13 protein-coding genes are annotated in these 6,903 nt (G+C 68.7%); 6 read left to right on the top strand and 7 right to left on the bottom strand.

Annotated features, from left to right (window positions below; genetic code table 11):
* From H3C53_11050 to H3C53_11040, 3 genes are all read right to left on the bottom strand, one after another.
* Nucleotides 1-396 (bottom strand): RES family NAD+ phosphorylase (locus H3C53_11050; GenBank protein MBW7917204.1); only part of this gene is annotated, 396 nt, incomplete at its 3' end.
* The gene (locus H3C53_11045) at nucleotides 397-828 is read right to left on the bottom strand and encodes a DUF2384 domain-containing protein (protein ID MBW7917203.1); all 432 of its coding nucleotides are present in this window, start codon (nucleotides 826-828) and stop codon (nucleotides 397-399) included. It abuts the gene before it with no gap.
* A 101-nt stretch (nucleotides 829-929) separates the two neighbouring features.
* Entirely contained in the window at nucleotides 930-1,556 is a 627-nt protein-coding gene (locus H3C53_11040; protein ID MBW7917202.1) for a tetratricopeptide repeat protein, read from the bottom strand.
* Between the two features lie 220 nt (nucleotides 1,557-1,776).
* Between H3C53_11040 and H3C53_11035 the strand changes: the two genes are divergently transcribed.
* Together H3C53_11035 and H3C53_11030 are read left to right on the top strand one after the other, a co-directional pair.
* Nucleotides 1,777-2,163, top strand: a complete 387-nt coding sequence (locus H3C53_11035; GenBank protein MBW7917201.1) for a DUF2384 domain-containing protein — start codon at nucleotides 1,777-1,779, stop codon at nucleotides 2,161-2,163.
* A gap of 14 nt (nucleotides 2,164-2,177) precedes the next feature.
* The gene (locus H3C53_11030) at nucleotides 2,178-2,603 is read left to right on the top strand and encodes an RES family NAD+ phosphorylase (GenBank protein ID MBW7917200.1); all 426 of its coding nucleotides are present in this window, start codon (nucleotides 2,178-2,180) and stop codon (nucleotides 2,601-2,603) included.
* Nucleotides 2,604-2,766: 163 nt separating this feature from the next.
* On the opposite strand, the gene H3C53_11025 is transcribed toward H3C53_11030, so the two are convergent.
* On the bottom strand, nucleotides 2,767-2,967 hold the full coding sequence (locus H3C53_11025) for a hypothetical protein (GenBank protein ID MBW7917199.1): 201 nt from the start codon (nucleotides 2,965-2,967) through the stop codon (nucleotides 2,767-2,769).
* 164 nt (nucleotides 2,968-3,131) lie between these two features.
* Between H3C53_11025 and H3C53_11020 the strand changes: the two genes are divergently transcribed.
* A complete protein-coding gene (locus H3C53_11020) occupies nucleotides 3,132-3,398 on the top strand; it encodes a type II toxin-antitoxin system HicA family toxin (GenBank protein ID MBW7917198.1) in 267 nt (88 codons plus the stop codon).
* Nucleotides 3,385-3,816, top strand: a complete 432-nt coding sequence (locus tag H3C53_11015; protein MBW7917197.1) for a type II toxin-antitoxin system HicB family antitoxin — start codon at nucleotides 3,385-3,387, stop codon at nucleotides 3,814-3,816. The genes H3C53_11020 and H3C53_11015 overlap by 14 nt, the downstream gene beginning before the upstream one ends.
* Before the next feature lie 140 nt (nucleotides 3,817-3,956).
* Here the strand turns inward: H3C53_11015 and H3C53_11010 are convergent, their stop codons facing one another.
* Complete coding sequence (locus H3C53_11010) at nucleotides 3,957-4,448, bottom strand: CAP domain-containing protein (protein MBW7917196.1); 492 nt, start codon at nucleotides 4,446-4,448, stop codon at nucleotides 3,957-3,959.
* 159 nt (nucleotides 4,449-4,607) lie between these two features.
* Between H3C53_11010 and H3C53_11005 the strand changes: the two genes are divergently transcribed.
* Nucleotides 4,608-5,255, top strand: coding sequence for an HXXEE domain-containing protein (locus H3C53_11005; protein ID MBW7917195.1), 648 nt, complete (start codon nucleotides 4,608-4,610; stop codon nucleotides 5,253-5,255).
* Nucleotides 5,256-5,299: 44 nt separating this feature from the next.
* On the opposite strand, the gene H3C53_11000 is transcribed toward H3C53_11005, so the two are convergent.
* Nucleotides 5,300-5,506: a hypothetical protein gene (locus H3C53_11000; GenBank protein MBW7917194.1), complete on the bottom strand. Its 207-nt coding sequence runs from the start codon at nucleotides 5,504-5,506 to the stop codon at nucleotides 5,300-5,302.
* Between the two features lie 108 nt (nucleotides 5,507-5,614).
* On the opposite strand from H3C53_11000, the gene solA reads away from it, so the two are divergent.
* Nucleotides 5,615-6,739 (top strand): N-methyl-L-tryptophan oxidase, encoded by a 1,125-nt coding sequence (solA, locus tag H3C53_10995; GenBank protein MBW7917193.1) that lies wholly within the window; start codon nucleotides 5,615-5,617, stop codon nucleotides 6,737-6,739.
* Nucleotides 6,740-6,810: 71 nt separating this feature from the next.
* Here solA and H3C53_10990 read toward each other — a convergent pair.
* The coding region (locus H3C53_10990; protein MBW7917192.1) for an MGMT family protein at nucleotides 6,811-6,903 on the bottom strand (93 nt) is incomplete at its 5' end.

Below are 6,903 nucleotides of genomic sequence, written 5' to 3'. Positions count from 1 at the left end.
GAGGACGTTGTCGTCGAACGGCATCACGAGGCTAGGGACCACGAGCGCAAGGGAACGCTTCTCTCTAAGCCACGCGCTCCCGTAGTCCCTTGTGCGAGCCTCGGGCGCGTGTGCAGGCGCGTCCCGGAGGAGTTGCACGAGCTGGGCGCGCGAGACCCGTTCGACGTCGTCCTCGAACTCGAGCCGCAAGAGGGTCTGCTCCCGGAACCGCCGGGGGTCGATGTGAACCAGGATCTCGAGCAGGGCAAGGCTGGGGTTGCTGGCGGCGTACAGGATGGGGTGGCCCCGGTGGTGCCACCGCGCAGCGCCTTGAAGTCCACCGGCGCCGTCGAGCGGGTCGAAACCGGGTTGCGTGGCGTAAGCGGCGGCATGATCGAAGATGCGCCAAGCCAGCACTCAGTACATCCCGTACTCGATCTTCGTGAGGGTGTTCTTGACGCGCTCGTAACCGCCGATGCTCGTCAGAAGGTCGATGGGGCGCTTACGGTCGAGGCTGATGATGGGGGTCGTGATCCAGTGGGTTGCTTCCTCTTCGCCGTGCAGGACGCGCGTGGCTTCCTCTAGTATGGCAGCGAGCATCTCGACCTTCAGGCTCTCGCCACCCTTGAGTTGACCGCGGGCGCGACGGAAGTACGTCTTCTCGTCGATGCCCAGGTAGTCGGCCATGCTCTTGGCGTCGAGGCCGAGGCTCTTCCGAAGCCTCTCAGCCGTGGCGTGACCGCGCAGGTCGTACCCGCGAGCGGCAAGAACTCGGCCTTCGGACGAACCGCTATTCGAGGTGGTCGAGGCTCCGGTTATCGCCATGTCGCTCCTTTCGCCGACGGTCAATTCGTCACTACATTGTAGACACATTGGGGGCACGCACTGGCTGGAGCTGAGCGACGCGCGCAGGTCGGCGCGTGGCCTGACCGCACTCGATCAGGACGCGCTCAGCCGGCGTCCTCCACAGCCAGGGCATCCCGACACACCCGCAGGTTCTCCTCCGCGAGTTCGTTGTCCTCGTCGAGGTCCAGCGCCAGCTGCAATTCCGCTTCGGCTTCCCGCAGCCTCCCGGCCCGGAAGAGGCTCCAGCCGAGGTCGCTGCGCAATGCCGATCGGTGAGGTTCCAGCCGTACCGCGCTGGTCGCCGCAGCCAACGCCAACTCGAACGCCCCAGCGTGGTCAGCCGTGCAGCAGAGGCCCTGCAGGAGCGCCACGTCGTCCGGATAGCGCGCTGTTGCGGCCCGGTAGAACTCCAGCCCATCCTCGTACCGGCCCTCGCCGATGAGGAAATCACCGGCCTCGTCCAGCACCACGCGCAGATCGCCCTCGTCTGCCAGCGCCGTGAGCGACAGCAGGAGGCGCCGCCCGACCGCGTCGTTACCGCGCTGGTACTCGATGCTCCCTACCGTGAGGACCGCGGGAGCGTAAGTGGGATCGTGCTCGAGCGCCAGTTCCGCTGCGGCGATGGCCCCGGCGACGTCGCCCTGCGCTTGCTGGAAGATGCTGTCGGCGTACGCCGCCTCGGCCGCGAAACGCCGGCTCCCTCGGTCTGAGTTCCTGGACGCTTCGGCCATCCCCACACGTGCCTCCCGAGTTACCTCCGACGCCGCGTTCGCTCCTAACGCAGGTGCAAGCTTCCAACACTTCTCCTACGTGGGGCGCCTCTCGCGCAAGCCTACAGCCTCGGCCTGGTAGGACTCCTAAGGGTGACGATCGGCTACGACGCTCCGCTATCCGCATACTCGTGGAGAAGGTGATCATGGGGTGCGGCATATGGCGTGCTACGATCGGCATATGGCCACGCAGGCTCAGCCCGTAACCTCGCGAGACGCGATCGCCGCCATCAAGGCCGGCTTGCCGTACGAGGCCTTCGAGGACCTCGCCGCCAGCTTGGGTGTGGGCCATAGCGAGCTCGCCAGGACGATCTCCGTGTCGCCCCGCACGCTGCAACGCCGGAAGGGCGAGGGCAGGTTCCAGGTCGACGAGTCCGACAGGCTCTTCCGCATCAGCCGGCTCATGGCGCGTGCAACGGAGGTCCTCGGGTCTTCCGCAGCGGACTGGCTCACGACCCCGAAGCGGTTCCTCGGCGGCCAGACGCCCCTCGCCTTCGCCGACACCGAGCCGGGCGCGTGGGAGGTCATGCAAGCCCTTGGTCGGCTCGAGCACGGGGTCTTCCTCTGAAGGCCTGGCGCCTCGTGCATGCCCGGTGGCAATCGACCGCGCTGTCAGGCGACGGCGCCGCCATGTACCCCGGCCGCTGGAACAAGCCGGGGAGCAGGATGGTCTACGTGGCGGATTCCCTGGCACTCGCCGTGCTCGAGACCCTCGTCCATCTGGAGGCCGAGGCAACCGAGGAGCCCTACGTCGGGATCGAGCTCTCCATACCCGACGGTCACATAACCCGGTTGACCGACCTGCCGGCTGGCTGGAAACAGAGCATCACGGCCACCCGTGACCTTGGAGACCGCTGGCTCACCACACGTCGGACGCTGGCCGCGCAGGTGCCTAGCGCCCTCGTACCCGACGGCACGAACCTGCTACTCAACCCGGCCCATCCATCGTTCGGCGAGGTCAGAGAACTGCGCCGCGTCGAGTTCCACTGGGACGCCCGCCTCTTCTGACAGGATCGATGGATCCAGCCTCGACGGCTTCACGGCCTTCTCCGTAGCCGGAGCCGCCTTCTGGAGGTTGAAGTGTCGTGCGTAGCCCAACTGTCAACCTCCGGTCAGCGATTCTGCCCAGGCTCCCGCCGGCAACAACAGCCAGTACTGCCTCGAAGCCGCGTCAAAGAGACGTATGCGAACGCTGCCAGTCGCTCTCCATCCTCATCGTCTCGCCGCGCTTGTCGAGGATCCTGCCGTCCTGGTCGCTGTTGCGGAGCCGAACGCCGTGGAAGACGCGGTGCTCGTCCGGTAGGGTAGCCAACAGGCTGAAGAGCTGAGCCTCCGCGGCCGAAGTCTCCCGCGGGGCGGTCGTCGGGAACAAGTGAGCACATGCTGATCTCCCCCGGTCGGCGCCGCCTCCGGCCGCCGCCCGGAAGACCACCGGCCTCATCCATCAGGTAGTAACCAGGGCGCATCGACGGACGCGACCGTCACATCGCTAGCATGCTATGCTATCACCTACTGCGGGGGCTCGCAGGAGTCGCGGTGCGTGGTCTGAACTCCAAGCATAGGAAGACGCTCGCGCAGATCCGGCGAACACCGACGCCCACCACTATCAACTGGGTTGACGTGAAGAGCCTTCTAGCAGCGTTGGGTTGCCAGATCACGCCGGGCAAGGGGTCGCGCTTCCGGATCCGACAGCGTGGCGGGCGCAAACTCGGCGTCCACCGCCCCCACCCCGGCAACGAGTGCAGTGCCGGCTTGATCGAGAGCGTTAGGGAGTTCCTGGAGGCTATCGATGACGAGGCTTAAGCCGTACAAGGGTTACACCGCCGAGGCGAAGATCGACGTGGACGCCGGCTCGCTCAGCGGCCGCGTGACGGGGCTCCGCGACGTGCTCCACTTCGAAGGGAGCACCGTCCCGGAGCTGACGAACGCCTTCCACGAAGCTGTCGACGACTACCTCGAATGGTGCGCCGAACTCGGAGAGAAGCCGGAGAGGCCCTACTCCGGGAACGTCTTCGTGCGGATGACGCCGGACGAGCACAAGGAACTCGCGCTCACGGCGGAGCTGCAAGGCACGAGCATCAACGCGCTCGTGTTGGCGGCGATCGCCCGCTACCTGGACGGCGGCCGAGACCCGAACGGAGATCAAGAAACAAAGGTCGTGCCACATCGCTCACACGTCGAACCCGCCCCCACGAGGTCGGGCCGGGCCGCTCACCGCTAACCAGCCCTTTTGCCACCGAGCGGATGAAGCGCTGGGGTATTCGAGGTGGTCGAGTCCGACCGGCCGGGCCGCATAGCCGGGCTGGTGGAGCGCGCCGGTGACGTGCTTGGTTCGCACGCGGCGCCTTGGCTGAGAGACTCTCACCTGGGCCGCGCGAACACCATCGTCCAGTAGTTCCCCGCCCGCCCGGCGCCCATCTCCGTCACGCCCGGGTTCATGACGTTGCGGCAGTGCCCGGCGCTCCCCAGCCAACCGGCCATCACGCTCGCCACGCTGGTGTGGCCCACGGCGGCGTTCTCGCCCCACGTGGCCGCTTCGTAGCCGGTGCGGGCGATCCGCTGGCCCGGGTTGCTGCCGTCGGCACCAGTGTGCGAAAGCACGCCCCGCGCCAGCATGTCCTCGCTGTGGTCCTGCGCGGCCCTCACGAGCAGCGGGTCCACCCTTAGCGCGGGCACGGGAGCCTTCCACTCTCCCCCGCACGTGGCGCCGGCGGTGCGGGCGGCGTTCACCTCGCGCGATAGCTCGTTGGCGGTGGCCATCTCCTTGGGGGTGGCGCCGGCCACGCCGCACGAGGCGAGGAGCGGCGCCAGCAGAGCGGCCGCGAGGAACAGCGTCAGGAGCCTAGGCTTCATGCCCGAACGGTAGACGCTTGTCACCCGAGGGCGCTGTGCGGAAGCTCCCTCGCGGTCCACCGCACCGTGCTCGCCGCGGCCCGTCACAGCGCGCGTGTCTCCCGCGCGCCACACTTGGTCGGGTCGGCCCGCGCCACGGGTGGTCCAGAGGAGGCGGTCATGACGCCCGAACCCCGCACGCCCGACGAGCACGCGATCCCGACCGTCACCCCCAACGCGCTCGCCTGGCTGGACTCCAACTGGCCGTTCGCCGGCACCGTGGCGGCGGCGTTCCTGGCTTGCCTCCTGCCGCTCGCGGTGGGCGCGTGGCCCAGCGGGCTGACCCTCACCTACCTGCTGCTGCTCCTCTACCTCGTCCACCAGGTCGAGGAGCATTACCGCGACCGCTTCCGGCGCTTCATCAACCTGCGCGTGGCGGGCGGGGCCGACGCGCTGACGCCGCGCGCCACCATGTGGATTAACGTGGGCGCCGTCTGGCTCCTTGGCGCCGTGGTGCTCCTGCTGACCGGCCTGGTGGACGTTGGCTTCGGACTAATCCTGATCTACACCACGCTGCTGAACGCCGTGCTGCACATCGTCATGGCCGCCGTGCTGAGGAGTTACAACCCGGGCCTCTTGACGGCCGCCGCGCTGTTCGTGCCTTTCGGCACATGGGCGCTGGTGGTGGTGGCACGAGCCAACGGGCTCGGGTTGGCCGGTCACCTGGTCGGGCTGGCGGTGGCGGTGTTGGCACACGCGGCGATCGTCGTGCTCGTGCGGCGGCGGGTGGGTCGGAGTGGGGACGCGGCGGCAGTGGTCCGGCCGTGACAATCCGCCGGCTGGTCCGTCGCCTAGCGCACCTTGTCCCTCGCCTAGAGGCCGGGCTGCTCAGGACGGTCTAGCGGCTCGCCCACCCAGCCGCCGATGACCTCCTCGAAGTAACCCGCTGGCCAACCCGTCTCCACCTCACGCTCGACGATCCGCGCCAGGTACCTGGAGATGCTTAGGTTCTGGTCCTTCGCCAGTTGGCGTACGCGCTCGGACACTTGCCTGGGAACGTTGAGATGGAACCTCGGCATGACGACCTCCCCCGCGAACACCGTGCGACTTGGCGCCAGGCCCGCGACAATTGTTGTCCGAGCACGCCTTCTCGGACTCGACCACCCATAGGTTAGCTACATTGACCCATGCCCACCTTCGACACCATCGTCATCGGCGCAGGCGTCATCGGCAGCGCTGCCGCGCGCACCCTCGCGGGCGCCGGCTCCGTGCTGCTCCTCGAGCAGTTCCCGTTCCTGCACGAGCGCGGCTCGTCGCACGGCGGGTCGCGCATCTTCCGGCACGCGTACGTCGACGAGCTTCACACCCGCCTGGCCGTCCGCGCCGACGCGCTCTGGCAGGACCTCGAGGCCGAGACGGGCGAGCGGCTCCTCCACCGCACCGGCGGCATCGACCTCTTCTCGGCCAACGACCCGCAGGCCACGGCCATGCTCGCCTCCCTCGCGGCGGCCGGCAGCCCGGGCGAGCGCCTCAGCGGGAGCGAGCTGCGCGAGCGCTTTCCCGTCTTCGCCGTGCCTGACGACAAGACGGTGGTGTACCACCCGGCCAGTGCCGTGCTGCCGGCCACCCGCGCGGTTGCCACACTGCTGCGCTCCGCGGCGGCGAGGGGCGCCACGCTGCGCGAGTCGGAGCCCGTCTTGAACGTGGCGGCCGAACCCGGGAGCGTGACCGTCACCACCGCAGCTGGCACCTATCACGGAGGGCGTCTCGTGATCGCGGCCGGCGGTTGGCTGGCCGGACTGGCGGACGGGGCGCGCCTGCCGCTCGTCGTCGAGCAGCAGCAGGTCATCTACCTGCCCGTCACGGGCGACCTCGCCGCCCACCAGACTGGCCGCATGCCCGTCTTCATCGAGCGCGTGGCCGACGGCAACGGCGGCATCTACGGCTTCCCGGCCTTCGAGTACCCCCACGTCGTGAAGGTGGCCGACAACGGCGGGGCCAGAGCCGTCCCGAGTGCCGACGAGCGCAGCTTCGAGGTGAACGCGGCCCTGGCGGAGACCACGATCGCGGCGGCCACGGCACTCCTACCCGGGGTCGGCGCCACGCCCACCAGCGCCGCCACCTGCCTCTACACGAAGACGCCCGACGAGCGCTTCGTGCTCGACCGCCACCCGGCCCACCCGAACGTCGTCCTGGCGGGTGGCGGTTCGGGACACGCCTTCAAGTTCGGACCTCTGTTCGGCGAGCTGATCGCCGGGCTGCTTGAGGGCGCCGACGCCATCCCGGAGTTCAGCGCGACCAGGTTCGGCTAGCGCGGGCCGCGTGCCCACGCCGCGACGTGACCTCGGTTCGAGTCGCGCCGCACCCCTGGAGCGTCACTGTCTCAGAACAGCCGCCCCGCGCCCCCGCCGAACGCCCTGCTCTCGTGGTCGAGCAGCCAACGCTTGCGGTCCAGCCCGCCGCCGTAGCCGCCCAG

The organism is Trueperaceae bacterium (genome assembly GCA_019454765.1).
Lineage (GTDB): Bacteria > Deinococcota > Deinococci > Deinococcales > Trueperaceae > JAAYYF01.
The sequence above is the reverse complement of the archived record's forward strand: the minus strand, read 5'-3'. Positions and strand labels throughout refer to the sequence as shown.